At 62.5% G+C, this 23,259-nt stretch carries 20 protein-coding genes and 1 tRNA gene; 9 read left to right on the top strand and 12 right to left on the bottom strand.

Annotated features, from left to right (window positions below):
- Positions 1-3: 3 nt before the first annotated feature.
- Positions 4-1,269, bottom strand: a complete 1,266-nt coding sequence (locus tag I6F20_RS19980) for an extracellular solute-binding protein (protein WP_225127520.1) — start codon at positions 1,267-1,269, stop codon at positions 4-6.
- A 164-nt stretch (positions 1,270-1,433) separates the two neighbouring features.
- Here I6F20_RS19980 and I6F20_RS19985 point away from each other — a divergent pair, with 164 nt between their 5' ends.
- Both I6F20_RS19985 and I6F20_RS19990 read left to right on the top strand, forming a co-directional pair.
- On the top strand, positions 1,434-2,192 hold the full coding sequence (locus tag I6F20_RS19985; RefSeq protein WP_225127522.1) for an SDR family NAD(P)-dependent oxidoreductase: 759 nt from the start codon (positions 1,434-1,436) through the stop codon (positions 2,190-2,192).
- Positions 2,193-3,000: 808 nt separating this feature from the next.
- Positions 3,001-3,279 (top strand): hypothetical protein, encoded by a 279-nt coding sequence (locus tag I6F20_RS19990; protein ID WP_036026108.1) that lies wholly within the window; start codon positions 3,001-3,003, stop codon positions 3,277-3,279.
- A 514-nt stretch (positions 3,280-3,793) separates the two neighbouring features.
- Here I6F20_RS19990 and I6F20_RS19995 read toward each other — a convergent pair.
- The 8 genes from I6F20_RS19995 to I6F20_RS20030 all read right to left on the bottom strand — a co-directional run bounded on the left by I6F20_RS19995 (position 3,794) and on the right by I6F20_RS20030 (position 13,133).
- Positions 3,794-4,507, bottom strand: coding sequence for an ABC transporter ATP-binding protein (locus I6F20_RS19995; protein ID WP_225127524.1), 714 nt, complete (start codon positions 4,505-4,507; stop codon positions 3,794-3,796).
- Positions 4,488-5,219, bottom strand: coding sequence for an ABC transporter ATP-binding protein (locus I6F20_RS20000; protein WP_036004179.1), 732 nt, complete (start codon positions 5,217-5,219; stop codon positions 4,488-4,490). Before I6F20_RS20000 ends, I6F20_RS19995 begins: the two co-directional genes overlap by 20 nt.
- 32 nt (positions 5,220-5,251) lie before the next feature.
- Positions 5,252-6,241, bottom strand: a complete 990-nt coding sequence (locus I6F20_RS20005) for a branched-chain amino acid ABC transporter permease (protein ID WP_109144604.1) — start codon at positions 6,239-6,241, stop codon at positions 5,252-5,254.
- Positions 6,242-6,257: 16 nt separating this feature from the next.
- The gene (locus tag I6F20_RS20010; protein WP_109144605.1) at positions 6,258-7,127 is read right to left on the bottom strand and encodes a branched-chain amino acid ABC transporter permease; all 870 of its coding nucleotides are present in this window, start codon (positions 7,125-7,127) and stop codon (positions 6,258-6,260) included.
- A gap of 222 nt (positions 7,128-7,349) precedes the next feature.
- Positions 7,350-8,525 (bottom strand): ABC transporter substrate-binding protein, encoded by a 1,176-nt coding sequence (locus I6F20_RS20015; protein ID WP_036004149.1) that lies wholly within the window; start codon positions 8,523-8,525, stop codon positions 7,350-7,352.
- A gap of 31 nt (positions 8,526-8,556) precedes the next feature.
- On the bottom strand, positions 8,557-9,999 hold the full coding sequence (locus tag I6F20_RS20020) for a glutamine synthetase family protein (RefSeq protein WP_225123766.1): 1,443 nt from the start codon (positions 9,997-9,999) through the stop codon (positions 8,557-8,559).
- 33 nt (positions 10,000-10,032) lie between these two features.
- Positions 10,033-11,391, bottom strand: a complete 1,359-nt coding sequence (locus I6F20_RS20025) for an aromatic ring-hydroxylating dioxygenase subunit alpha (RefSeq protein ID WP_036026089.1) — start codon at positions 11,389-11,391, stop codon at positions 10,033-10,035.
- 56 nt (positions 11,392-11,447) lie between these two features.
- Positions 11,448-13,133, bottom strand: coding sequence for an amidohydrolase (locus I6F20_RS20030; protein ID WP_518513060.1), 1,686 nt, complete (start codon positions 13,131-13,133; stop codon positions 11,448-11,450).
- A gap of 217 nt (positions 13,134-13,350) precedes the next feature.
- Here I6F20_RS20030 and I6F20_RS20035 point away from each other — a divergent pair, with 217 nt between their 5' ends.
- Genes I6F20_RS20035 through I6F20_RS20045 form a run of 3 tightly spaced genes read left to right on the top strand, consistent with a single transcriptional unit; the run spans position 13,351 to position 15,764 of the window.
- Complete coding sequence (locus I6F20_RS20035) at positions 13,351-13,674, top strand: 2Fe-2S iron-sulfur cluster-binding protein (protein WP_109144607.1); 324 nt, start codon at positions 13,351-13,353, stop codon at positions 13,672-13,674.
- On the top strand, positions 13,671-14,909 hold the full coding sequence (locus tag I6F20_RS20040) for an NAD(P)/FAD-dependent oxidoreductase (protein WP_225127528.1): 1,239 nt from the start codon (positions 13,671-13,673) through the stop codon (positions 14,907-14,909). Before I6F20_RS20035 ends, I6F20_RS20040 begins: the two co-directional genes overlap by 4 nt.
- 60 nt (positions 14,910-14,969) lie before the next feature.
- The gene (locus I6F20_RS20045) at positions 14,970-15,764 is read left to right on the top strand and encodes an IclR family transcriptional regulator domain-containing protein (protein ID WP_036026095.1); all 795 of its coding nucleotides are present in this window, start codon (positions 14,970-14,972) and stop codon (positions 15,762-15,764) included.
- A gap of 28 nt (positions 15,765-15,792) precedes the next feature.
- Here I6F20_RS20045 and I6F20_RS20050 read toward each other — a convergent pair whose 3' ends face one another.
- Complete coding sequence (locus I6F20_RS20050) at positions 15,793-16,134, bottom strand: 5-carboxymethyl-2-hydroxymuconate Delta-isomerase (RefSeq protein WP_225127530.1); 342 nt, start codon at positions 16,132-16,134, stop codon at positions 15,793-15,795.
- 220 nt (positions 16,135-16,354) lie between these two features.
- Positions 16,355-16,429 (bottom strand) — tRNA-Gln (locus I6F20_RS20055).
- Between the two features lie 243 nt (positions 16,430-16,672).
- On the opposite strand from I6F20_RS20055, the gene I6F20_RS20060 reads away from it, so the two are divergent.
- Positions 16,673-18,451 carry an acyl-CoA dehydrogenase family protein gene (locus I6F20_RS20060; RefSeq protein ID WP_225127531.1) on the top strand — a complete coding sequence of 593 codons (1,779 nt, stop codon included), beginning with the start codon at positions 16,673-16,675 and terminating at the stop codon, positions 18,449-18,451.
- 107 nt (positions 18,452-18,558) lie between these two features.
- Here the strand turns inward: I6F20_RS20060 and I6F20_RS20065 are convergent, their stop codons facing one another.
- On the bottom strand, positions 18,559-19,791 hold the full coding sequence (locus I6F20_RS20065; RefSeq protein WP_225127532.1) for an MFS transporter: 1,233 nt from the start codon (positions 19,789-19,791) through the stop codon (positions 18,559-18,561).
- A gap of 230 nt (positions 19,792-20,021) precedes the next feature.
- Between I6F20_RS20065 and I6F20_RS20070 the strand changes: the two genes are divergently transcribed.
- The 3 genes from I6F20_RS20070 (at position 20,022) to I6F20_RS20080 (ending at position 23,061) form a co-directional block, all read left to right on the top strand.
- Entirely contained in the window at positions 20,022-21,683 is a 1,662-nt protein-coding gene (locus tag I6F20_RS20070; RefSeq protein ID WP_225127534.1) for a bifunctional metallophosphatase/5'-nucleotidase, read from the top strand.
- 123 nt (positions 21,684-21,806) lie between these two features.
- Entirely contained in the window at positions 21,807-22,736 is a 930-nt protein-coding gene (locus I6F20_RS20075) for a histone deacetylase family protein (RefSeq protein ID WP_109145896.1), read from the top strand.
- Positions 22,737-22,809: 73 nt separating this feature from the next.
- Positions 22,810-23,061 carry an exodeoxyribonuclease VII small subunit gene (locus I6F20_RS20080; protein WP_008132970.1) on the top strand — a complete coding sequence of 84 codons (252 nt, stop codon included), beginning with the start codon at positions 22,810-22,812 and terminating at the stop codon, positions 23,059-23,061.
- Positions 23,062-23,259 lie beyond the last annotated feature (198 nt).

Below are 23,259 nucleotides of genomic sequence, written 5' to 3' on the forward strand. Positions count from 1 at the left end.
CGGTCAGTTACCCTGCTTGTACGCCGCTTCGATGGCTTTCGCTGCGTTCTGCGGGCTCATGCTGCCGCCGGCGATCTCGGCCGTGACGTCGTTGACGACGCGACCGACCGAGGGGCCAAGGCTCTGATCATAGAAGTTCTGGTGATAGTTGGACTTCGCCAGATTGGCCGCGATCTGCTTCATGAAGGCGCTGTTGAGACCGGCTTCGCCGCCCTTGACGACGGGAACGATGAAGTTGCCGGCGGCAAGCCGCGCCTGCACGTCCTTGGAGATGAAGAACTTGAGGAAGTCGGTGGCTTCCTTGGGCGACCCCTTGGTGATCAACCAGCCGGTGATGCCGCCGAGCGTGTCTGACGGCTCGCCCTTGCCGCCGGGTACGACCGGGAAATCGAACCAGCCGAGCTTGTCATCGCTGAGACCGACCTTGTCGGCGGCGAGCGCGCGCTGGGTGTGATAGAAGGACGAGATGGCCAGGATCATCGCGGCCTTGCCGTCGCCGAAATAGCCGACGGCCTGCGGATTCTTGAAGCCGAGGAAGCCGTTCTGGAAGGGTTGGAGATCGACCAGTTGCTTGAACAGCTCGCCGGATTTCTGAAAGGTTTCGCCGGCGAACCCGCCATTCTCACCCTTCAGTGCTGCATCGAAGGCCGGCTTGCCGCCGATGCGCACTGCGAGATGCGTCCAGTAAAAATGCAGCGGCCATTTATCGGCACCGCCAACCACAATCGGCGTCACGCCCGCGGCCCTCAGCGTTTTCACTGCGCCGAGCAGATCGTCCCATGTCTTGATCTTGCTCGCGTCGACATTGCCCTTGGCCATCAAGTCCTTGTTGTAGAGGAAGCCGACCTGCGAGAGCGCGGTCGGCAGGCCATAGACCTTGGCGTTGCTGGTGAAAGCCGCGAGCGCTGCCGGTGCGATCGTGTCGCTGTAGCCGCCGCTTTTCACGGAATCGGTGATGTCTGCCAGGACGTCGGCCTCGATCTGGGTCTTCAGCACTCCGCCGGCCCAGCTATAGATGATGTGCGGCCGATCCTTGGATTGCAGGATGGTCGGCAGCTTGGCCTTGTAGGCCTCGTTCTCGAGGAACTGCATCTCGACCTTCACACCTGGGTGCGACGCCTCATAGCTGCGTGCGACCTCCTCCCAGATCTTCACCTGGGCCGGGTTGACCTCGATGTGCAGCCATTTGACCGTGGCGTCGGCTGACGCGGAACTGGCCCAAAGCAGGCATGCGGCAGCGGCGAGTCCCAGTTTCCCGAGCAATCTCATCACATCCTCCCGACGACTTTTATTCTTTGAACGCAATCCTGCCCTCAATTTTTGAGGTACGCAACACAAAATCTGATCTATGCACCTCACCAACGGAATGGCTAAGGTTCGCAAAAGAGTCGGCTGCGGCGCGCCGCGCCGGCCGCAACAAACCGAGGTGCCCAATGGCTGCGATCTATTCCGACCTCGCCGGCAAGGTCGTGCTCGTCACCGGCGGCGCAGCCGGAATCGGCGCTGCGATCGTGCGGCGCTTTGCGGAGCAGAAATCCAAGGTGGTGTTCTTCGACATCAAGGTCGAGGAGGGACAGCGCCTGGCGCGCGAGCTGTCCGAGCAGGGATTGGCTGCGCATTTCCAGCATGTCGATCTCACCGACATCCCTGCGCTGCGTGCCGGCGTCGTCGCGGCACGCAAGGCTCATGGCCCGATCAACATCCTGATCAACAATGCCGCGCATGACGAGCGGCACAACACCGAGGAGATGACGCCGGACTATTGGGACGACCGCATCGCGGTGAACCTGAAGCACCAGTTCTTCGCATCTCAGGCCGTGTTGCCGGACATGAAGGCGGCCAATGCCGGCGCCATCGTCAATTTCGGCTCGGTGTCGTGGATCGCAGGACAAGGCGGCATGGCCGCCTACACCGCGAGCAAGTCAGGCGTGATCGGGCTGACGCGCTCGCTGGCGCGCGACTACGGCCCCTACAACATCCGCGTCAATGCGATCGCGCCAGGCTGGATCATGACCGAGCGGCAGCTCGAGAAATGGATGACGCCGGCCGGCGAGATCGAGCTGCAGCAGCGACAATGCCTGAAGCGCCGGCTCATGCCGGACGAGGTTGCGAAGTTCACCGTCTTCCTCGCCTCCGACGAGGCGTCCGCCTGCACCGCCCAGCACTATATCGTCGATGGTGGCTGGGTCTGAGATGCCTTGAGGATCCAGTCGGAAATCTGATCCGGGCGCGGCTGCGCGAAGCTCACGAAGTCAAGGACGCGATGGATCAGGCTGGTTGTGACCGGCTGGCGCCGTGGTCGCGCGTGGCCGACCGATGCCCTCGCTCAAGGTCTTGCCGCTGGCGACATTGACGAAGTGCAGCGAGGCGCAAGCGGGACACCGGACCGGGACGTGCGTGTCCGCGGCGTCGGAGCCTGTGCCGGAAATCCAGTGCTGCACGTTCACGCCCGTGCGGGGGCATTTGAAGATGACGTTGCGCTCCATGCTGGAGATATGCGCCCGTCGCGGCGACCTGGAAATTGCGGGCCAATACTTACGCAGATGTCCTGAACGGATTGACGCGAGCAGCGGTGAAGACATCGCGCAGCGCTTGTAAGCAGGTTGCCGATCGAGAAGCGTTCGGTCGAATACCGCCGCCTCCCTTGAGCTGGATCAAGACATGTTTGCGACGCCGGCGATAGTCTTGTGTCGGCATCGGGAACGCTTTTTCGAGGTCCCCTTTGCCGGAGCGAGCGACGTTTGGATTTCGAGGCCTTCCCGGCGCCGCTTTCACGGAGAGTGCAGAAGACCGCGAACATGGAGCAGGCCGGAGAGCGGCTCCGCCGAAGAGTTCGATGGAACGAAGATCGGCAGCGCGGGTTTGCTGGACGAGTTCAGACCCTGGATGGAAGAGCCACGCGAACAATCGGCCTCGGCGCTCCCATCGAGCCCGAGGCCGGTTTTCGTCGAAGCCAGTGCATGGTCTGGACAAGGGAGGATGCCGATCAGGAGAACCGACATGCTTGCCGACATTGACACCGACGATCTCACCGAGGTCGTGCGCTACGCCCTGGAGACGACCCGCGCGACGACGGCCTGCCCGTTCCATCGGGACGTGATCGTCCGCATCGGCGATGACGCCGCCGAGAGTCACGCCTTCGAGCGCGCCAAGCGAATCGTCAGATGCGACGGCGCCGAATGGAACAAGGAGGCTCTCAGGGCCGAGCTCGGCCGCCAGCTCGGCGCAGCCGCCGACGGCCGCTGCCCGAAGTGCGATCCGACCGCCTCATGCACCTAGCGCGCCGCGATTTGCAAAATGTTGCGGCGCCATGCGTCGGCGACGAGCCATGCAGATCGACCCGCTCCGGCGACTTAACTTGTGTGAAGGCCGCAGATGGAATTGGCACCTAGCCTGAACGACGCGCGTCGTGCATCAGAGGTCAGACTTCCCGTGAAAGTGACAAAGCCGATCGCCTCGATCATGCGCGGGAGTTCCAAGACGGATCCTCCGTCGCCGGACGGGAACGACGAATGTCAGCTGCCGCCATCGGCCGAGAGGCGTCAGGTCGTCGATGAGTACGCCGAAAACTTGCGGAAGATCATCCGAAGACTGCTTGGAAGGCTGAACTGACAGCGCTTGCGGTCGTCCTTGAGCGCTTTGCGGCAAGGGATCAACTTGTCCGGCCCTTTGGCGTGCGATCGTGCTGCCGGTTCGCCTTTCCGGGCGAGCGCTACGGCCAAACCCCGCCGCCCGAAGGGGCAAGGGTGATACGAGCTTGCCCATCGTCCCAATGACAAGGACGCCGCATGCCTCAGTGCACCCCAACACCGAGCAGGCGCTCGACCATCTTGGGGTCGTCGCGCAAGTGCGCGCATTCCCCACTCCAGACCGCTTTGCCGCGTTCAACCACCATGACATGATCGGCAAAGCGCAGCGCTCGTTCGATCTGCTGCTCGACCAAAACGATGGTCATCTCACCAGAACTCGCCAGCGCGGTGATGATTTCCATGATCTGATCGCAGATCACCGGCGCGAGCCCCTCGAGCGGCTCATCCAAGAGGAGAACTGAAGGCCTTCCCAGCAGCGTCCTGGCGAGCGAGAGCATCTGCTGCTCGCCGCCCGATAATTGCGTCCCGAAATGGCGTCGACGTTCGGCCAACCTCGGAAACATCACGTAGACCTCTTCAAGTGCCTCTCGACCTCGATCCTTGAGACCCGCGACCAGGTTTTCTTCCACCGTCAGCGACCGAAATATGTCGCGTGTCTGCGGTACGTAACCGAGACCTCGTTGAGCGCGTGTCGATGCCCCGGTATCCGTGAGATCAGCCTCGCCCAGGAATACTTTTCCCCCATGATGGGTCGTCAGACCCATCAGCGATGCGAGCAAGGTCGTCTTGCCGACTCCGTTTCGACCAAGGATGCTGAGACGGCCTCCGGGCAAGACCTCGAACGACATGTGATCGATGATACGGGTGGGGCCATACCCGGCACTGAGACCTTTGACTTCAAGACGCGTGGCGGGCATCTGCGTAGCTACCTAGATAAGCTCGACGGACTTCCTGATGGTGCGTGACTTCTGCCGGATCGCCCTGGAAGATCAGCTTTCCGTTGGCGAGAACGAGCACACGGCGGGCAAATTTGAACACCAGGTCCATGTCATGCTCGATCATCAAGACCGCGATATCAGATGGCAATCTGTCGATCGCCTCGATGATCTTGGAGGACTCCTCCGACGGAACCCCTGCCGCGGGCTCGTCCAGGAGCAGGACCTTCGGCTCGAGAGCAAGCCCGATTGCCAGGTCAAGAAGGCGCTGCTGACCGTACGCCAGTTGCGAGACCTGCCTGTCGGCCAGATGGGCGATACCGAGCGTTCCAAGGGCCCGCTCCCACTCCCGACGAACGTCCGGCCGATCCATCGGGCAGGAAAACATGCTTCTCGTGAGCCCCTTTCGTTGCATCACGGCGAGCGCGACGTTTTGTGCGACCGTCAGGCTCTTGAAGAGCCTCGTAATCTGAAATGTCCGGATCAAGCCGGCGTCGACGCGATCGGAAATCGGTAGTGCGGTCACATCAACCCCGGCGAGGTGGACGGCGCCCTGTGAAGGGGTCAAGTCGCCGGAGATGACGTTGACGAGCGTGGTTTTGCCGGCGCCGTTCGGGCCAATCAACGCGACCCTTTCTCCCTTCCCGATACTGAAGGAAATATCATCGTTGACCCGCATCCCGCCGAAGGACATCGAAACGTTTCGCAGTTCGAGCAGCGGCCGGCTCACGGGCGCCTCCTCATCACCGAGGCGGTGCGACCAGCAAGCAAGCCTCCAAGGGACACCAGGCCTTTCGGGGCGAACAAAACGACCGCGATCAGCAACGCACCGACCATGGTCATCCAATGGAATGGATTCGCAGCCGAGACGTAGTGCTCGAACACTTGAAAGACGATGGATCCGATCAGCGCGCCCCAGAGACTGCCTGCGCCACCCAGGACCAGCATGACGAGAGCTTCAGCCGACCGCTCAAATCCGATGCTATCCAGTCCCACGACGCCCGTATTGATGGCATTGAGAGCACCACCAATTCCGCCAACAACCCCCGACACGCCATACATCAGCACGAGCCGGGGATACACGCGGGCACCGATCATCCGAGCTCGCAGGCTGTCATCCTTGATTGCCTGACAAAGCAGGCCGAACGGAGAGTGCACGATTCGAAGCAGCACCACGAACACGACCATGAGCACCGCAACGGAGAACACGTAGCCGGTGCGACCGTACATGTCGAACGCGTAGACCCCGAAGACTCGTCCAGGCGAAATGCCGGACAATCCGTCGCTTCCGCCCGTCAGGCTGGACAGTTTGTTGGCCAGCGCCGCGACGAGCTGTCCGACGGCAATGGATAGCACGAGCTGGGGGAGACCCTTGAACCTCGTGACAAGGACGCCTGAGACCAGCCCCATCACGGCACCGGCCACCGCCCCCACGAGCAACAACAGCAGGGGGTCGGAATGTCCGGCAAGGCAGGCGTTACCCACGACGTAGGCGCTCACACCATAGATCGCCGCATGCCCCAGGGTGGCGACACCGCAATACCCCGTGACCAGATCGAGCGACAGCACCAGAAGCGTGATGCTGATCAGTCGCGTCAGAAACGCGAGGTCCTCCGGAAAAAGCGTGTAGCCGAGCACTCCGAGCGCCAGCGTGATTGCGACAGCGCGCAGCTCAAGCGGCACGGAAAAACGCGGCGGGCTCACGCCATCGACCATGGCTCGATCGGTCACGTCAGTGCCTCCTGCCCAAAAGGCCGTTCGGGAACAGAAACACGACCAGGATGACTGCAAGATAGAAGAAGAACTCACCATATTCGGGTGCAAGATACTTGCCGGTCGTGTCCGCGAGGCCAAGCAATATCGATGCCGCCACGGCGCCCGGGATCGATCCTGCCCCGCCGACCGAGACGACGACAAGGAACGTCACCATATATCTGAGCGCGTAAAAAGGTTCGACGGGCAACAGTTCGGCGCCCACCACGCCCCCGAACGCCGCCAGGCCGACCGCAAGCGCGAAGGTCGCGGAAAAAAGGATCTGCGTCTTGATTCCGAGCGACTCGGCCATGTCACCGTTGTCGACCGCGGCACGCAGCCGGATCCCAAACTCGGTGCGGTCGATCAGTAGCCAGAGCAAGCCCGCGGTGCACACTCCGCAAATCATCACGAAAATCCGATGAGCCGGGATCATTCGGAAGCCGAGATCGACGGGACCGCTCAGCAGCGGAGGCAGCGGAATGGATTTGGTTGTCGGGCCAAGAATGTAGTTGGCAACGCCAATGATGACGAACGCGATGCCGATCGTGAGCAATATCTGGGTCAGCTCATCGGACTTGCGATAAATCCGGCGGTAGAGAAGAAATTCGAGCGGAAAGGCGATCGCGATGGTGCCGAGGACCGCCAGGACAATCGCGAGTGGATATCCAACTCCCGCGTTCTTGAGCGCAAAAGACGCGAGATATCCCCCGATCATCGCAAATGCGCCATGAGCGAGGTTCACTACCCTCATCAGGCCCATCATGATGGATAGGCCGATGGAGATGATGAAAAGCACCATGCCGTACGAGAGGGCATCTAGCCCGATGCTGAGACCCGTCCACGCCATTAGTTGAATGCTTCCGCGGCTTTTCGGATCTGGAGCCGCTCGGCAGCCAGCCCGAACAGGTGGATGTGCGCGTCCGTCAAGCCGGGTATCATCCGGTCGCTGGCATCGCCATATATGCGACCGTTGACGAAGCGAATAGACTGCGACCGACCACTCATTCCGGGCCCTTATCCGACACGATGAAGAGATTGCTCGCGAGATTTACATCGCGAGCGATCCGCCCTAGTTCTTCGCCAGGCCCCAGTCCGGCTGCGCATCGAACGTTTGCAGTTCCTTGTTGAGGAGCTTGCCGTCCTGCTTCACGACTTCGCGCAGATAAACGTTCTGACGAATATGCCGGGTATCCGGGTCGATCGACACGGGGCCGCGCGGACTGACCCATTTCATGCCCTTCACGGCCGCAAGGGCTTTGTCCGGGTCCTTTTGGCCGTTGGTGGCCTCAACCATCTTGTAGATGAGCCGAGCACCGTCATAGGCCGCGACCGACGCCATGGTGATGTCGTCAGGCTTGGCACCGGCCTTGATCAGATCGGCCAGGAAGGCTTTGTTCTCTGAAGAGTCATGCGAGACCGCGTAGTGGTAAGTCGACAGGATGCCTACGCCGCTGTCACCGATAGTCGGAAGATCGGGCTCGGTCACGACATCACCCGTGGACAACAACTTCACGCCAGACGCTTTCAGTCCATTGTCGATATAGGCCTTGACGAACCCCAGGGTTGGTGGACCGGCCGGCAAGAACGTGAAGATCATGTCTGCGCCGGAATCCTTGATCCTTTGCATGATCGGGCCGAAATCGGTCGTATTGAGCGGCATCCTGATCGATTGGACGATGGTGCCTCCATCTGCCTCGAACGTCTTTTTGAAGGCCGATTCGGCATCGATGCCGGGGCCGTAATCGCTGACGGCGATCGCCACCTTCTTGGCCGCTCTGGCCTTCGCCACCTTCGCCGCGGGGACCGTGTTCTGCCACATCGTAAAGGACGTCCGCACGATGTAGGGGCTCTTCTCGACGATCGCGGACGTCGCGGCGTTCATGACGATCATAGGCACCTTCGCTTCCTCGAGAAGCGGAGCGACGGCCAGGGCGTCCGGAGTGAAGTACAGTCCCGCGATGTACTGAACCTTCTCCTTGACGATCAACTCCTGAGCCAATGATTTCGACTTGGCGGGGTTCGGCGATTCTTCGTCGCGATAGACAAACTCGATCTGATGATCGCCGACTTTCGATCCATGCTTGGCCACCCAGGCGTCAATGCCGTACTTGAAGTTCTGGCCGAACAAGGCATACGGACCGGACATGGTGCCGATGATCCCCACCTTGATGGTGTCGCACTGCGCCGGCGACATCCAGGCAGTGGCAATCGCGACGGCCCCAACAAGTCCAAACCTCAAGCTCATATCTCTCTTCTCCCGCTTCGGTGATGCTGTTTCAGAACATTTCGAAATATTCTCGCTGCTCCCACTCGGTGACCGTCGATTGGAAGCGCTCAATTTCCGCGTTCTTGATGAAAACGTAGTAGTCGACGAATTTCTCTCCCAGAGCCTCGCGGAAGAAGGGGTCATCGCGCAACGCGAACACCGCCTCGCGCAAGGAGGTCGGCAGGAGGTTCGCCTTGGTCTCGTAGGGGGTGTCCGCCGACGGACCGGGATCGAGCTGGCGATCAATGCCGTTGAGGCCGGCCAGAATCTGCGACGCCATGTAAAGATAGGGGTTTGCGGCCGGCTCGCCGATCCTGTTTTCGAGCCGGGTGGCCTTATCGTCGGGACCGCCCAGCACGCGGATCATGACGCCCCTGTTATCGCGTCCCCAGATCGCCCGATCCGGAGCCAGCGAGTAGGAACGGTAGCGTTTGTAGCCATTGATCGTCGGCGTCGAGAAGACCGCGGATGCCCTGGCATGCTCCAGCAGCCCGGCCATATAGTGCTTGCCAAGGTTCGACAGGCCGGCCGGTTCGCTGGTCATGAACGCGTTGACGCCGTCTGTTCGGGAGACCAGCGATTGGTGAAGGTGCCACCCCGATGACATCACGTTCGGTATCCGCGGCCGGCACATGAAGGTCGCGTGATAGCCGTGGCGGTTGCAGATCTGCTTCACTGCCGTACGAAACAGCACCATGGTGTCCGCCGGCTCAATGCCGACGGTGGGCTGGAACACGAACTCGCACTGGCTCGGGCCGTATTCCAACTCGATCGACCGAAGCGGCAAGCCCAGCGCCACGATGTTTTGCCTGATCAGCTCGAGCGCAGGCTCCATCTGGTCGTAACGTTGCTCCGTCAGGTACTGATAGCCCTGCGAAAGCAGGCTGACCTCCGGAGGCTCACCCGGTTGGCCGGGACTGCCGGCGTCCCAAGGCGCCAGTCGGGGATTCTCGACTCTGAAGATGTGGCATTCGACCTCGAGGCCCGCTTTGAAATCATAGCCCCGGTCTTTGAGCTGCCCCAGCACGGATTGATACAGGCCCCTGGAGGCGAAGGGCACGGGTCGTCCATCGGAGAAGTAGAGGTCGCAAAGCACCCACCCGGTTTTTGATGCCCAGGGGAGAACCTTGAAGGTGGTGGGATCAGCGACCATCAAGATGTCGCCTCCCCCCTGCATCTCGTGCATCCCGAACCCGCCGCCGGCGGTGAAGACGGGAAACACCGTGCGGTGAGAGGTATCTTTCGCGAGCAATGTCGTCGTTATCGAGCAGCCACTCTCGATCGACGAGAGCGCCTCGGAAGCGACCAGCGCCTTGCCGCGCAAGATGCCGTGCTGGTCCGGAAAGGAGAGCCGGATCGTATGCAACTCCTGCTCCTCCGCCATCCGCCGCATGCGGATGGCAGCCTCCTTCTGTTCGGCCGACCAGAGACCGTGCTTTTCGACGAAACTCAACGACATCTCCTTTGCTGAGCTGGGCGGCCTGGCTTATTCGGCGGCGGTCAGGTGAGGCACCTTCTTGGCGAGCTCGGCGGGCACCGGCGCGGCCCAGGGAGCGCCCCGACGACGCTTGACGTCCACTTCCATCCAGTAGGTTTCCCAGCCCTTCGTCGGACCGATGCCGTCCATTGTGGCCGGCCCCTGGATGCTGCGCGCGCTGGCAGCGTCGAGGAACAACAGCGGCTTGCCCCCGGAGGCCACCTTCTCGATCTCCTGGCGAAGCAGCCGGCGGTACTGAATGATCGCCTTGTCGGATTGCCCGAGATGCTCACGCGTCCGGTCCTGAATAGCGCCCATCGACTCGACGGCCCACTGGTCGTGGACGTTGATGTCCGCGCCCATGCCGGTGTAAGTCTCGGTCGCCTGCTCGTGCGGGTCGAAGCCGTAGTCGTTCGACTTGTTCTTCCGCGAGCGGTATTCCGGCAATTCGTAAAGCTCGAGGCGCTGCGCGCGCATTTTCGCCTTGTCGACGGGCGCGGCGTAGCTGGTGAAAATCGCATACCAATAGCAATTCACGTCGTCGACGGGCACGTGCCACTGGGTAATCGTCATCTCCGTGCTCATCGGAATGACGAACGCATGCGGGAATAGCTGGTTGGTGACGCGAACGTGGGTGCGCTGCTCGTCGATTTCTCGCAAGGCGATGAGCCGCAGGCCGTATTCGGTGTGCTCGACGTTGATGATCGGCCGGTCGTACTCGCGCAGGACCTTCGTCATGGGCATTTCCGAGTCGGCCGACGCACCGCGAAACTGCTTGCCATAGGCCGCCGATGTATCCTCATCCTCGAAGAACCGGTGAAGGAACGATGCGTGAGCCGGGTCGATGCCGACTTCCAGCGCCTGCAGCCAATTGCATTCGATCAGGCCCTTGAAGGCGAAGGTGTATTCGTCCGGCGCCGCGAAGCAGTCGATCTCCGGAAACGCGGGCGGCTCGCCTTCACCCAAATACGCCCACAGGATTCCACCCTTCTCCACGACGGGGTAGGACCGCTGCTTGATATTTTTGCAGAGCGAGGAGTTTGCAGGCTCGGCGGGCGTCTCGAGACACTGTCCCGTGACGTCGAACAGCCACCCGTGGAAGGCGCAGCGCAGGCCACCGTTCTCGAGCCGGCCGAAGGCAAGGTCGGCGCCCCGATGCGGGCAGTCGCGATCGAGCAGGCCATAGCGCCCCGTTTCGTCCTTGAACAGAACGAAGTTCTCGCCGAGAAGCTTGACGGCCTTGATGGGGCGCCCCTCCGCGAGTTCGTCGACGAGCGCAGCAGGCTGCCAATACATCCGCATCAGCTTTCCCGCAGGCGCCTTCGGTCCGACGCGGGTAATAAGGTCGTTCTGCTCTTGGCTCATCATGACTTGGATCTCCTCTCTCGGCTTCGAGATGCGTCCTCATGCTATCGGGACGCAGACTAACGCTGAAACACGATCTTGCCGCCGACGATCGTCAGGTCGGCTTTGATGTCTTTGATCTGCTCCTCGGGGACCGTCATGAGGTCCGCCGACAACACGGTCAGGTCCGCGAGTTTTCCGGCCTCGATCGTCCCCTTCTCGTTCTCTTCGAACATATAGTGCGATGCCGCGCTGGTGTAGAGGCGCAGCGCCTGCTCGCGGCTGACGGCTTCGTTCGCTCCATAAACGCGTCCGGCGAGATCCTTGCGGGTTACCATGACGTAGATGTTGATGAAGGGATTGATCGTGTTCACCGGGAAGTCGGTGCCTGCGCCGAGGCTGTTCAGCCCCACCTTCTCGATGAGAGTTTTCGTGGGCACGGCCCGATTGGCGACCGCCGCACCCAGGAAGCGCTCGACGGTGGCCGCCTTGTCCCACATGAAAACGTTCTGGAGGTCGACTCTGACACCGAGACGCTTTGCGCGCTCCATTTGCTCGGGCACTATCAAGCTTCCATGGATCAGGACGAAACGCCGATCCTTGATCGATTTCTCCTTGTCGGCCGCTTCGAATGCATCAAGGACGTGGTCGATGCCCTTGTCGCCGACGGCATGGACACCCACGCGCCAATTGTGGCGATTGCAAATGGACACCAGATCCTTGAGGCGTTGCGGCGATTGCTGGGCAATGCCGTGGTAGCCATCATGCGAGTCTGGATAGGCCTCGCGCATGAGCGCCGTCTTGAGCGTCATGCCGCCATCGTAAAGGATCTTGATTCCGGCGAACTTCAGCCAGTCATCGCCAAAGCCGGAGGAGGCGCCGTTGCCTCGCATGATGGCCTCCCAGGCCGCGTTCTCGGCGGGGGGCTCCGGGCGCCACATGAGACCGACCCGTAGCGTTGCTTCACCGGCCTGCGCCACGCGCTGCAGGGCCGCGATGTCCCTGGGCGAGGTGGCCCCTTCTACGGCGCTGGTGATCCCGAACGAGTTCAGCACACCTTGCGCGAGCTTGAATTGGCGAAACTCGTCGTCCGCCGTCCACTCCGGAACGGTCTTTTCGACCTGATCGATCGCCGTCTCGACCAGAACGCCGGTCAGGTCACCGGCACTGTCGCGCTCAAACGATCCGCCGCTTGGGTTTGGCGTGGCCTTGGTTACGCCGGCCTTCTCGAGCGCCATCGAATTGGCCATCGAGAAGTGGCCAACGGTCCGGAGATAGACCGGATTGTTCGGCGCGACGCCGTCGATTTCCTGGCGTGTCAGGTAACGCTTTTCCGCGAGCTGTGACGGGGGATGCCAGGCGCTTCCGATGATCCACTCGCCGGGCTTTTTCTTCGCCACGAACTGCTTGATGCTTGCGAGGGCATCCGCAACAGTCTTGGCGCCGCTCATGTTGACTACGTAGTCGGACAGACCGGCAGCCTTGAAATGCGCGTGCGTGTCGATCAGCCCGGGAACGACAGTCTTGCCCTGCAAGTCGATCGTGCGGGTGCGATTTCCGGCCAACGCCTTGATCGTCGCCGCGTCTGCTACGGCCAAGATTCTTCCGTCGCGAACGGCAAGCGCTTCCGCAACCTTTGACTGACCGTCCATGGTGAGAATCTTGCCGTTGATCAAGGCAAGCGAGGGAGCATTGGCCTCCTGCTGCTGGGCAAACGCCGCGCCTGATGTCAGCACCACTCCCACGATCGCTGTCGTCAGCTTCATTGCATCCTGCCCTGTCGTTCGGTAGTCGAACATTAGTTCGATATCATTCAGAATGACTCCAATGTGACGCGCAAGCAAGCAAAATATTTCCGCATAACTTGCCTAATGGAACCGCAGCGGCGGCCAACAGGTCGGGATTGAGGGTCCGCCAGAACTGCTGTAACCGTTTAACGAACTTATGTTCTCAGATCGAACAAACTTAGGAAACGGAGGTCGGATGCCGCGAGTGAGATTTGTCCAGCAGGACGGCAGCGGAAAATCCATCGAGGTCGGACCCGACGTGAGCGTGATGCTCGCGGCCGTCCGCAACGGTATTCACGGCATCGACGGCGAATGCGGCGGCTGCCTCGATTGCGCGACCTGTCACGTCTACGTCGATGAAGAACAAGCAAGCTCTCTCCCTCAGCCGAGCGAAGAAGAGCTCGAGTTGCTGTCCGCCGTCTCGGGAGAGCGAAAGCCGAACAGTCGGCTGAGTTGCCAGCTGAAGGTGCCCGCCCCTCTCGACGAGCTGGTGGTCCATGTGCCGGCGAGGCAATCATGACAGGGCTGGTCATCATCGGCGCATCATATGCCGGGGTTCAAGCCGCTCTCACGGCTCGTGACGCCGGCTATTCTCAGCCCATCACCATTGTGTGCGACGAAGAGTGGCTGCCCTATCAGAGGCCGCCGCTATCCAAGGACTTCCTTCTCGGGCGCATCAGCGAGCAAAATCTGACCTTGCGCGACGAGACTTTCTTCGAAGGCAAGCAGATCAATCTCGTTCTTGGGCAGCGCGCCACGCTGCTCGATTTGCACGCGCGACAGGTCACTCTGGCCGGCGGCAACGCTTTGAAGTTTGAAAAACTCCTCTTCGCCACGGGCTCGCGCGCGCGGCGCATCGCGGTTGAAGGCGCGGACTTCGATGGAATTTTCTATCTGCGTTCGGTGACCGATGCGATCGACCTGAAGGCAGGTCTGGCCAATGCTGCGGAGATTGTCATCATCGGGGGCGGCTTCATAGGGCTGGAAGTTGCGGCCTCCGCGGCAAAGCTGGGCAAGAAGGTCACCGTCGTGGAAGCGAGCAGCCGCCTGCTTGAACGTGCCGTCTCGCCGGTCTTGTCGACCTTTCTTCTTGATACGCATTTGCGGGCTGGCGTCGACGTGATGCTCGACGAAACGGTTGCTTCCTTCAAAGGAAACGGTCGAAAAGTTTCCGCTGTCGTGCTGGGCAACGGTGCCGTTGTCCACGCCGACCTGGTGCTGGTGGGGATTGGTGGTGTCGCCAATGACGAGATCGCGCGCTCGGCGGGGCTTAGATGCACGAATGGAATTGTCGTTGACGCGCACGGACAATGCGAAACATCGGACATCTTCGCGGCCGGTGACTGCGCCAACCACTTCAACCGCTTTTGCGAAAGCTGGGTGAGATTGGAATCGGTGCAAAACGCCCAGGATCAAGCGAAGGCCGCTGGACTGGCGATCGCCGGCGCTCGAGCGCCCTATGAGAATGTGCCGAGGTTCTGGTCCGACCAATATGACGTCAAGCTGCAGATCGTCGGGCTGGCCGGACGATATGATCGGCAGGCGGTCCGAGGTTCGGTCGACGACGGAAGATTCTCGGTCTTCTACTATCGCCAGGGCCGATTGGTCGCGGTGGACAGCGTCAACCGGCCAGGCGAGCAAATGGCAGCCCGACGCCTGATTGCGGCGGGAATCTCCCCTGCACCGGAGCAAGCCGCAGACTCTTCCTTTGACCTCAAATCCCTGGTGACAGCCGGAGACAAGGCTGGCGCCTAGCGCGCGGATTTGTGATGGTTCTCGCTTTCGAGAGGCCACTGAGAGGGACCGCCCAATAGAATGCCGAGGCTGAAGCGTACGGAAGAAGAGGAAAAGGCGCGGGAGGGCAGCGAGTTCATCGAGACCCTGGATCGGGGTCTTCGCGTGATACAGTCGTTCGGTATCGATCGCCGTCCAATGACCCTCAGCGACCTCTCCAAGAGCGCGAATCTTCCGCGGGCGACGGTGCGCCGGATTCTGATGACCCTCGTAAAATCCGGATTCGTCGCGGGCAACGAGCGGTTGTTTTCGCTAACGCCCAGAGTGCTGCTTTTGGCTTCGGCCTATTTGACGTCGAACCAAATCAGCACCGTGATGCAGCCGTTGATGGACGAGGTCGCCGGCAAGGCCAGGGAGGTCTGCTCCCTTGCGGTCCTGGATGGCGAAGAGGTCGTTTTCATCGCCCGCTCGAGTCCGGCGCGGGTATTTTCGACCGGACTGGACATAGGATATCGGCTGCCGGCTTTCTGCACGTCGGTGGGACGCGTTCTGCTGGGCAGATTGGCAAACGACGAGCTGACGAGAACGGTCGACGGCATGAAGCTGGCGGCTCTGACCCAGTCGACGCTGGTCGACAAATCGGCAGTGATTGCGACGATCATTGCCGACCGCACCAAAGGGTATAGCCTTGTCGATCAGGAAGCCGAAGAGGGCTTTCGGTCGATATCGGTGCCAATTCGCCGCTACGATGGCGCCGTCATCGCGGCCGCAAATATCGGCGCTCATGTCGATCGCATCACGACCGGTGAGATGATCGATCGCTTCCTGCCTCTCCTCAAGGAGATGTCCCTCGCCGCGCAGCCCCTGCTCGTCTGAGAAGCTGCCGTCTTTTGGCGAGCACCCGTCATTTTAGCCGTTTCTTGTAGGCGACCGGGTCCATGTCACGGACATCCACGCTTATGCTGGCCACATCCGGGCATCGCTCTGTCATCGTCCGCCGAAGGCTCGTACTCAGCTCGACCTTCTGGTCGGGCGATCGACCTTCGAGCAAATAGACAGACAGATGCACGAAGCTGTCACGCTTCCCGGCAACCAGGAAATGGTTGTAGACGCACGCGCGCACCTTGACGTCCTCCGCCTTCATGATGCCCGTTCGCCAAGCGGCTTCAAAGAGCGCTTCCATCAAGCCTGTTACGTCGTCGCGAGCGAGCGCCCCTTCCGAATATTCGATCACCAAGTGCGGCATGACGTTGTTCTCGTTTTAGGTGGCGTTCATGAGATGACCTCACCGTCGTAGACCGTTCGCCCCTCAACGTCGCCATCTTTGTCGCGGCGGGTCATGGTTCGCATGGGGAAGGCCCGGTCGGCGGAATCTTTGCCGAGAAACGCCCTGTGCAGCGCAGAGCTGTGCAGCAGCTCCCCAGCCGGGCCGGGTCCGTGGGTGATTTCAGGCTGGGCGGAAGATCTGGCTGGGGCGGGAGGGATCGAACCTCCGAATGGCGGAATCAAAATCCGCTGCCTTACCGCTTGGCTACGCCCCAACAGACGACGAACGGAACGGGCAGAACCGGCACCCGCAGATTCCCGTCGGTCGCAGCCGGTCTATAGGGAGCGGCGCGGCATTTCAACCGCCTGGAGGGGCAAAAAGGGCCCGGCGGCCGACACTCTATGCTGGGCCCCAACGGCCCTGCCCGTTCCGGCCAGGCCATCCGGCGTCCCGGCAGTTGAGACCGCTCCCGTTTCATGGGAATACGGCGCCAATATCTGTTCTCGGGGAGTGAGCCATGACCTACCGCGCGCCGATTTCTGACATGCTGCTGTCGCTCAACCATGGCGCGGGCCTCAAGGCCGCCCTGGAGGCCGGCCATTACGGCGATTTCGACGCCGACATTGCCGCGGCCGTGCTGGAGGAAGCCGGCAAGTTCGCATCCGACGTGCTGGCGCCGCTCAACAAGGTCGGCGACGAGCACGGCATCAAGCTCGAGGGCGCCAAGGTCACGACCGCGCCGGGCTGGCCTGACGCCTACAAGCGCTGGACCGAGGGCGGCTGGAATGCGGTGTCCGGCCCGGAAGATTTCGGCGGCCAGGGCCTGCCGCTCGCCATCAACGCCGCCTGCACCGAGATCTGGAGTGCGGCCAACGTCGCCTTCGGCCTTTGCCCGCTGCTGACGGCATCGGCGATCGAGGCGCTGGACGCCCACGGCAGCGACGAGCTGAAGCAGATCTATCTCAAAAAGCTCGTCTCCGGCGAATGGACCGGGACGATGCAGCTGACCGAGCCGCAGGCCGGCTCCGACGTCGGCGCGCTGCGCACCCGGGCCGAGAAGCAGGCCGACGGCACTTATCGCATCAAGGGGACGAAGATCTTCATCACCTATGGCGAGCACGACATGACCGACAACATCGTGCATTTCGTGCTGGCGCGTCTGCCCGATGCGCCCGCCGGCACCAAAGGCATTTCGCTGTTCCTCGTTCCCAAGTTCATGGTCAACGCGGACGGCTCGCTGGGGCCGCGCAACGACATCTATGCGAGCGGCGTCGAGCACAAGCTCGGCATGCATGCTTCGCCGACCTGCACCATGACCATGGGCGATCATGGCGGCGCGATCGGCTTTTTGATCGGCGAAGAGAACCAGGGCATGCGCTGCATGTTCACGATGATGAACCAGGCCCGCCTCGGCGTCGGCCTGGAGGGCGTCGGCGTCGCCGACCGCGCCTACCAGCAGGCCCTGTCGTATGCGCAGGAGCGCCGCCAAGGCCGCGCGGTAGGCAAGAAAGGCGACGGCTCGGATCCGATCTTCGTGCATCCCGACGTCAAGCGCATGCTGATGCGGATGCGGGCCCAGACCGCGGCCGCCCGCACCATCTGCTATGCGACGGCTGTTGCGATCGACGTCTCGACCCGCGCCAAGGATCCGACGGTGCGCGCTGAAGCCGCCGCACGCGCGGCGCTGCTGACGCCGATGGCCAAGGCCTATTCCACCGATATCGGCAACGAGGTCGCCTATCTCGGCGTGCAGGTGCATGGCGGCATGGGCTTCATCGAGGAGACCGGCGCGGCCCAGCACTACCGCGATGCCCGCATCACCGCGATCTACGAGGGCACCAACGGCATCCAGGCGATCGATCTCGTCACGCGCAAGTTAGCTGCCAATGGCGGCGCATCGGTGTGGGCGCTGCTCGACGAGCTCTCGGCAACGGTCAAGCAGGTGGAGGCCTCCAACGATCCCGCTTTCGGCACCACCGGCACCAAGCTGCGCGAGGCGCTGGAGGCGCTCACGCGCACCAGCAAATGGCTGCTGGAGCGCGGTGCTTCCGCGCCGAACGACGCGCTTGCGGGGGCGACGCCCTATCTGCAGCAATTCGGCGCGACGCTCGGCGGCTGCCTGCTCGCCTCCGAGGCGCTCGCCGCCAAGGCCGAAGGCCTTGGCGATGCGCCACGCTACGTCGCGCTGGCGCGCTTCTTCGCCGAGAACATCGCGGTGCAGGCCGGCGCACTCGAGCGCACCGTGACGGAGAGCGCGGAGTCGGTCGCCGCGGCGGATGCGGCGTTGCTGGGGTAAGGTGAGCGCCGCAAACGCGACATCGTAGCCCGGATGGAGCGTAGCGAAATCCGGGAAAGTCTCACCGCGGATACAGCGGTCCCGGATTGCGCTGCGCTCCATCCGGGCTACAAAGCTGCGACCTGAGCCCTTCTCCCCGGCCGCCACAGCACCACGCCCGCCGCGGCGAGATCGAGCACCACGCAGATCGCAAACGCCGTCGTGTAATTGCCCGTAACGCTCCGCACGAGACCGACGACACCGGGGCCGAAGGCGCTGACGATGCCGCTGATCGAGGTGCCCAAGCCCACCGCGGTCGCGAAGGCCGAAGCACCGATCTCGCGCTGGATGATCAAGGGCGGGAACGTGATGATGTTGCCCATCGAGAAGCCGTAGACGGCGCAGCAGGCCAGCAGCACGGTCGGGCTCGTGCTTTGCAGAGCTACGAACAGCGCAGCCGCCTGGCTCGTCATCGAAACCGCACAGGCGAGCCGGGCATCGAGCCGGTCGACGAACAGGCCGAGCGAGAGGCGCCCGACGATCGCCATCGCCGCCATGATCGTGACGGCAAGCCCTGCGGCGGAGCGGCCGATCAGCGGCTCGAGAAACGTCACCTGGTGGACGATGAAACCCATCTGCGCCAGCAGCGCGAGCGCGATCGGCAGCACCATGGTCCAGAACGCCGCGTTGGCGAGCACCGCCTTGCGCGAGCGAACCGGCGCTGAGGAGCCGGAGGAACGTCCGCCGGCTGCAGGCGACATCCCTGCGGGCCATCCGATGAAGGTCACGACCGCCGGCAGCACCAGCACCATCATCGCGAGGGTCGCCGTCAGCATCGCAGACCGGAAGCCGATGCTGCCGGTCAGCGATAGCAACAGCGGAACGAGAATGATGCCGCCGCAAGTCGCGCCGTTGAAGGCAAGGCTGAGCGCGAGGCCGCGCCGCTGCTCGAACCAGGAATTCAGCACGGTCGCGATCACCACCGTGCCCATGCCGGTCCAGCCAACCGACATCAGCGCATAGGCGAGATAGAGCTGCCAGGGCGTCTGCACCAGCGCCAGCAGCACGGTCGAAGCGCCGAGCGCCGACAGGCCGCACAGGATCAGCGCGCGCAGCCCGATGCGCTCGAGCAGGTCATCGGTGAAGATGACGAGCACGGAGGTCAGGAGAAACGAGAAGGTGCTGGCCGCGGAGATCAGCGTGCCCGGCCAGCCGTGAGCGCGCTGCAACTCGGCGAGATAGACGCCTTGGCCGTAGAGGCCGAAGCCGAACATGAAGAAGGCCATCAGGAAGCACGCCAGCACGACCCGCCAGCCGCGATAATACGGTGAGGATTCGTCGATCCGGGGGGCGGCAATCATGAATCTGACGGTCTGTCTGAAGGGAACGGGGCCGGATCGTGCCCCACAACCAGCGGTTTTTCAAATGAAACATTGTAGCTAATTGTTGCGGCACGTAGCGGACCTGGCATTCATCGAGCGGCATGGCTCGTGCGATGATGGGATTGTCGGGGGAACGACGCTGCGCGTGCCTCAAAAATGACGACAACAACCTTCGTGAAATCTTCGCGCCGAACGAATAGTCTAACTCCATGCGACATCTTCTCCGCCTGGCTTGCTTCGTCCTCGCTCTCACCGGCACCCTCCCCGCTGCGGCCCAGAGCGCAGCCCCCGTCGAGCTGCGCATTCTCGCGATCAACGATTTCCATGGCCATCTGCGGCCGCCGCCGGGCGGCATCCGCATCAACGACCCCGAGGACAAGTCCAAGAAGGTGACGGTGGCGGCCGGCGGCGCCGAGTACATGGCGACGCTGCTGAAGCAGCTGCGCGAAGGACACAAGAACGCCATCTTCGTCGCCGCAGGCGACCTGATCGGCGCGAGCCCGTTTCTGTCGGCGATGTTTCACGACGAGCCCTCGATCGAGGCGCTCTCGATGATGGGCCTTGCGATCAGCTCGGTCGGCAATCACGAATTCGACGAGGGCAACACCGAGCTTCTGCGCATGCAGAACGGCGGCTGTCATCCCGTCGACGGCTGCCAGGGGCCGCATCCCTTCACGGGCGCCAAATTCCGTTATCTCGCGGCCTCCACCGTCGAGACCGCGACCGGCAAGAGCGTGCTGCCGCCCTACGAGATCAGGGAGTTCGACGGCATCCCCGTCGGCTTCATCGGCCTGACGTTGAAGGAGACCGCCGGCATCGTCTCGCCCGCGGGCATCGCCGGGCTCGAATTCCGCGACGAGGCCGAGACGGTGAACGCGCTGGTGCCGCAGCTGAAGTCGCGCGGCGTCGAAGCGATCGTGGTGCTGATCCACCAGGGCGGCGAGCCCGCCGGCGACTACAATGAATGCCCTGCCATCACGGGACCGATCGTCGACATAGTCAGGAAGTTCGATCCTGCCGTCGACGTCGTCGTCAGCGGCCACACCCATCGCGCCTACATCTGCGATATCGACGGGCGGCTCGTCACCAGCGGCGACAAATACGGCACACTCGTCACCGCGATCGACCTCAAGCTCGATCCTGTGACTCGCGATATCGTCGCCGCCAAGGCCGAGAACGTCATCGTCGCCAATGCTTCGCTGGCCAGGGATCCCGAGCAGACCGCGTTGATCGACGCCTACGACAAGCTCTCCGCGCCGATCGCCAACCGGCCCGCCGGCTCGGTGACGCAGACATTGTCGCGCGTGCCGAACGAGGCCGGCGAAAGCGCGCTCGGCGATATCATCGCCGACGCGCAATTGCTCGCAACGCGCGATGCGAAGGATGGCAGCGCCGTCATCGCGCTCACCAATCCCGGCGGCATCCGCACCGACATCGTTCCAAAGGAGAACGGCGCGATCACGTTCGGCGACGTCTTCGCCAGCCAGCCGTTCCGCAATCGTCTTGTCACCATGACGCTGACGGGCAGCCAGCTCAAGGACTTACTCGAGCAGCAATGGCTGGACCCGAAGCGGCCGCGGATTCTCCAGGTGTCGAACGGCTTCAGCTATACCTGGGATGCTTCAAAACCGTTCGGCGAGCGCGTCAGCCTGGAGAAGATGACACTCAACGGCAGGCCGATCGAGCCAGGAAGCGGCTACCGCGTCACGCTCAACGATTACCTCGCCGTCGGCGGAGACGGGTTTACCGTCGCCAAGCAGGGCACCGCGCCACAATACGGCGGTTACGATGCGGACGCGCTGTTCGCGTTCTTCCGGGCGCACGGGCCGGTCGGTCCGCTGCCGCCCAGGCGCATCCTGCGGGTGAATTGATCCGGATCAAGCGGGCAGCCCTTTGCCATTCCCGGCCAAGCGCTTAGATTGGGTTTTGCATTGCGTTTTGGCGCCGGATGCGCCAACGACGGCAAAAGCCCGTTTTTCCGTGAGGCCGACCTGATGAGCACGCTTCTCCTTTCCCACAAGGCCTGCCTCGACCATGTCACGCCGCCGGGACACCCTGAAAGGCCGGATCGCCTACGCGCGGTGGAAGAAGCCTTGTCGCATGAGCGCTTCCAGTTCCTGGCGCGCGAGGAGGCGCCGGAGGGCGATCTCGATCTCGTCACGCTCTGCCACAACGAGCATTACGTCACCGAGCTGCGCCACATCGCGCCCACCAGCGGTCAGGTCTACATCGACGGCGACACCTCGATGTCCCCGGGCACATGGGAGGCGGTGATGCGCGGCGTCGGCGGTGCGGTTGCGGCGACCGAAGCGGTGATGGCCGGCGAGCATCGCAACGCCTTCGTCGCGGTCCGCCCGCCCGGACATCACGCCGAGATCGGCAAGCCGATGGGCTTCTGCTTCTTCGACAACGTCGCGATCGCCGCGCGCCACGCCCAGCGCAAATACGGCATCAGGCGCGCGGCCATCGTCGACTTCGACGTGCATCACGGCAACGGCACGCAGGACATCTTCTGGTCGGACCCGACCGTGATGTACTGCTCGACGCACCAGATGCCGCTGTTTCCGGGCACCGGCGCCAAAAGCGAGCGCGGCGATCACGACACCATCGTCAATGCGCCGCTCGCCTCCGAGGACGGCGGCCCGGAATTCCGCGTCGCGTTCGAGAATCTGATCCTGCCGCAGCTCGAGAAATTCAGCCCGGAGCTCTTGATCATCTCGGCCGGCTTCGACGCGCATTATCGCGATCCCCTGGCTTCGCTCAACCTGCGCGCGGAGGACTATGCCTGGGTGACGCGCAAGCTGATGGACCTCGCCGACAAGACCGCCGGCGGCCGCGTTGTTTCGGTGCTCGAGGGCGGCTATGACCTGCAGGGACTGAAAGAATCTGTTACGGCGCATGTCGGCGCCCTGATGGGCGCTTGACCCACCCGCCACATTACGCCCGTAAAACTCTGCTTTCTCAAAGGTGAAGCGAATCGGGCAATCGGAAACGGATATGGCCGAAAACACTCAAGTCGACGTCTCCAGGCTCACCTTCGAGCGCGCGATCGAGGAACTCGAAACGATCGTGAAGCGGCTCGAGGACGGCAAGGTGCCGCTCGAGGAATCCGTGACGATCTACGAGCGCGGCGAGGCCCTGAAGCGGCGCTGCGAGGAATTGTTGCGCCAGGCCGAGGCGCGCGTCGACAAGATCACCACCGATGCCAGCGGCCAGGCCACCGGCACGGCCCCGCTCGACGTCCAGTAATAAGAGTGCTCTCCCGCTCAGTCTTCTGACCCCCGCAGGGCCGTGCAAGACCGCGACGCAGGTCCGCGTAGAATGTCTTCGCGGTGAGCGTGGCCGCTGCGTCCTTATCGCCGTGCGCAGTTCCCGGCCGGCATGCGGTTCCCTGGCGGTGGATACGTCCCTGCCTTCGAATCGGGTCGTTGAGAGCTAGAAAAGCCC

Origin of the sequence: Bradyrhizobium sp. IC3123 (genome assembly GCF_020193625.1) — a bacterium.
GTDB lineage: Bacteria > Pseudomonadota > Alphaproteobacteria > Rhizobiales > Xanthobacteraceae > Bradyrhizobium > Bradyrhizobium yuanmingense.

What these genes read in the sequence shown, in the direction of transcription:
- I6F20_RS19980 (WP_225127520.1), bottom strand. Translation starts at nt 1,269, where the DNA reads ATGAGATTGCTCGGGAAACTGGGACTCGCCGCTGCCGCATGCCTGCTT.
- I6F20_RS19985 (WP_225127522.1), top strand. Translation starts at nt 1,434, where the DNA reads ATGGCTGCGATCTATTCCGACCTCGCCGGCAAGGTCGTGCTCGTCACC.
- I6F20_RS19990 (WP_036026108.1), top strand. Translation starts at nt 3,001, where the DNA reads ATGCTTGCCGACATTGACACCGACGATCTCACCGAGGTCGTGCGCTAC.
- I6F20_RS19995 (WP_225127524.1), bottom strand. Translation starts at nt 4,507, where the DNA reads ATGCCCGCCACGCGTCTTGAAGTCAAAGGTCTCAGTGCCGGGTATGGC.
- I6F20_RS20000 (WP_036004179.1), bottom strand. Translation starts at nt 5,219, where the DNA reads ATGTCCTTCGGCGGGATGCGGGTCAACGATGATATTTCCTTCAGTATC.
- I6F20_RS20005 (WP_109144604.1), bottom strand. Translation starts at nt 6,241, where the DNA reads ATGGTCGATGGCGTGAGCCCGCCGCGTTTTTCCGTGCCGCTTGAGCTG.
- I6F20_RS20010 (WP_109144605.1), bottom strand. Translation starts at nt 7,127, where the DNA reads ATGGCGTGGACGGGTCTCAGCATCGGGCTAGATGCCCTCTCGTACGGC.
- I6F20_RS20015 (WP_036004149.1), bottom strand. Translation starts at nt 8,525, where the DNA reads ATGAGCTTGAGGTTTGGACTTGTTGGGGCCGTCGCGATTGCCACTGCC.
- I6F20_RS20025 (WP_036026089.1), bottom strand. Translation starts at nt 11,391, where the DNA reads ATGATGAGCCAAGAGCAGAACGACCTTATTACCCGCGTCGGACCGAAG.
- I6F20_RS20030 (WP_518513060.1), bottom strand. Translation starts at nt 13,133, where the DNA reads ATGAAGCTGACGACAGCGATCGTGGGAGTGGTGCTGACATCAGGCGCG.
- I6F20_RS20035 (WP_109144607.1), top strand. Translation starts at nt 13,351, where the DNA reads ATGCCGCGAGTGAGATTTGTCCAGCAGGACGGCAGCGGAAAATCCATC.
- I6F20_RS20040 (WP_225127528.1), top strand. Translation starts at nt 13,671, where the DNA reads ATGACAGGGCTGGTCATCATCGGCGCATCATATGCCGGGGTTCAAGCC.
- I6F20_RS20045 (WP_036026095.1), top strand. Translation starts at nt 14,970, where the DNA reads ATGCCGAGGCTGAAGCGTACGGAAGAAGAGGAAAAGGCGCGGGAGGGC.
- I6F20_RS20050 (WP_225127530.1), bottom strand. Translation starts at nt 16,134, where the DNA reads ATGCCGCACTTGGTGATCGAATATTCGGAAGGGGCGCTCGCTCGCGAC.
- I6F20_RS20060 (WP_225127531.1), top strand. Translation starts at nt 16,673, where the DNA reads ATGACCTACCGCGCGCCGATTTCTGACATGCTGCTGTCGCTCAACCAT.
- I6F20_RS20065 (WP_225127532.1), bottom strand. Translation starts at nt 19,791, where the DNA reads ATGATTGCCGCCCCCCGGATCGACGAATCCTCACCGTATTATCGCGGC.
- I6F20_RS20070 (WP_225127534.1), top strand. Translation starts at nt 20,022, where the DNA reads ATGCGACATCTTCTCCGCCTGGCTTGCTTCGTCCTCGCTCTCACCGGC.
- I6F20_RS20075 (WP_109145896.1), top strand. Translation starts at nt 21,807, where the DNA reads ATGAGCACGCTTCTCCTTTCCCACAAGGCCTGCCTCGACCATGTCACG.
- I6F20_RS20080 (WP_008132970.1), top strand. Translation starts at nt 22,810, where the DNA reads ATGGCCGAAAACACTCAAGTCGACGTCTCCAGGCTCACCTTCGAGCGC.